Genomic DNA, 231 nt, shown 5'->3' with positions numbered 1-231 from the left:
AAAGTAATGTAACTTGGTATGATACTGCAAATGGCGGAAATGTAATTTCGGCAGGAACAGCACTTGTAAACGGAACCGTTTATTATGGTTCATTAACAGTGGGAACTTGCGAAAGCATTACACGTTTAGCTGTAACTGCAATACTAAACAATGCAGGAACACCAACAGGAAATGCAGCACAAGAGTTTTGTTCAATATCAAATGCTTTGGTTTCAGATTTAGTTACTAATG

Annotated in this window: 1 protein-coding gene; it reads left to right on the top strand. The window is 37.2% G+C overall.

Going from position 1 to position 231, the window contains the following annotated elements; all coding sequences use genetic code 11:
* The coding region (locus BOW55_RS21015; protein WP_206733647.1) for a hypothetical protein at nt 1-231 on the top strand (231 nt) is incomplete at both ends.

It is taken from the genome of Flavobacterium sp. YO12, assembly GCF_004119495.1.
Taxonomy (GTDB): Bacteria; Bacteroidota; Bacteroidia; order Flavobacteriales; family Flavobacteriaceae; genus Flavobacterium.
Note: the sequence above shows the minus strand (reverse complement) of the source record. Positions and strands in the feature narration are given on the sequence as shown.